1 protein-coding gene and 1 pseudogene are annotated in these 1,767 nt (G+C 61.0%); both read left to right on the forward strand.

All coding sequences use genetic code 11. The features are described 5' to 3' along the window. Positions 1-402 (forward strand): annotated as a pseudogene (locus tag J1C49_RS21860) (hypothetical protein); the annotation flags it as partial. 178 nt (positions 403-580) lie between these two features. Continuing rightward, on the forward strand, positions 581-1,767 hold a 1,187-nt coding region (locus J1C49_RS21420; protein ID WP_304522459.1), incomplete at its 3' end, for a calcium-binding protein.

A 1,767-nucleotide genomic window follows, 5' to 3' on the forward strand; every position in this document is an offset into this window, starting at 1 on the left:
GGCGTCGACACGATGCTCGGCGGCGCGGGCGACGATTATATCGATGGCGGGCGCGGGCTGGACTATTACAACGGTGGCGACGGAGCGGACAATTTTGTGTTCCGCAGCATCGCCGACATGGGCGTGGGCGCTGCGGCGCGCGACCAGATCCGCGATTTCGACGCCGCCGAAGGGGACCGGGTCAATCTCTATTTGATCGACGCCAACACGACGATTGCGGGCAATCAGGCGTTTGCGATCACGTCGGGATATTCCGGGGCGGGGGGAGAGCTGGTGCTGTTTGACTTCGTGGTGAGCGGGGTGGACGTGACCGTGGCCAGCATGGACGTGGATGGCGACAGCGTCACGGACGCGCAGATCTATATCGTCGGCGGTGCGGATGCGGGGGATTTCGTGCTCTGAACGGCGCCGGACGGGGTGCTGCCGGAAGATACAGACGTCTTCGGCGGTGAAAAACGCAATGGGCATGGACTGGATCGGCGGATTTTGGCCGCTTTCGCGACAGCGCAGATGCCGCTACGTCAAGATGGTCGGAATTTGAGTTATGCTCGGAGTTTTTCATGCATATCGGAGTCCGATCATGGCTAATTTTTTCATCACGTCGTTTTCCTCCACAAGCCAGGCCTTGGTCGGCTTTGAAACGGGTATTGTCGCGCAAGGGGCCACGCTGGGCGTGACATCGACCGCGTCTGCTGTCTCGATGAACGGGGCGTTTTCCAGCCTCTTCATCGAAGGTGCGGTGATTTCCAGGGGCATCGGTGCCTCGGTCGTCGGCTCGCCTGAGGTCGAGATCAACGTGGGCGGCAATGGTTCGATCCTTGGGGGATCTTCAGGCATCAATTTCAGTCTCGGTTCGGGGGGCGTGTTTAAGCTCAACAATGCCGGGACGATCAGCGGCAACACAAACGGGGTTACCTGGTCGTCGATTTCCAATGCGCCATCCATCGGGGTCCAGGTCGTCAACACGGGCGAGATCCTCGGCGCAACCAGCCGCGCCTTCAATGCTTACGTGACCGACAATTCAACGCTGGTGAACACAGGCACGATTGCCGGGCGGACGGGCATCCAGTGGGCAGGCGATAGCAGCCTACGCACGGTCACAACGATCAACGACGGCGTCATCTCGGCTCAGAATGACGGCGTGCAGTTCAACGTCAACGCGGCCTTCGAGTCCGCGGATACCGGACAGGTGGATATCCTGCGCAACACGGGCACGATCAACGGTGATGTCTACCTGAATGAAGAAGACGACACACTTTCCAATTCCGGTCTGATCGAAGCAGACTACGTTGATATGGGCGACGGCAACGACCTTTACGACGGACGACTCGGTGCGGTCAGCGGACAGGTCCTGGGCGGCCACGACAACGATACGATCCTCGGCGGTGCCGCCGGAGAAGACCTTAACGGCGGGCTCGAGGATGATCTGATCGAGGGCAATGGCGGCGACGATCTCGTCGATGGCGACCAAGGCAACGACACGCTCGAAGGTGGGCGCGGCGAGGACACGCTGTTCGGGCGCTCCGGCAATGACCGGCTGGAGGGCGGCCAGGACAACGACTCGCTGCTCGGCGGGTCGGGCGACGACCGGCTTAAGGGCGACCTCGGCGATGATTATCTCGACGGCAGCTTCAACACCGACACGGTGATCTATTCCGGGGTTTTCGCCAGTGTTTTCATTGATCTGGAGAACGGTGTCGCAACGGGGGGCGGCGGCACGGACCAGCTTGTGGCCATCGAGAACGCCTTTGGATCGGCCTTTGCGGA

This window comes from Cognatishimia sp. F0-27 (assembly GCF_020667845.1).
In the GTDB taxonomy this organism is placed as follows: domain Bacteria; phylum Pseudomonadota; class Alphaproteobacteria; order Rhodobacterales; family Rhodobacteraceae; genus JAFMPQ01.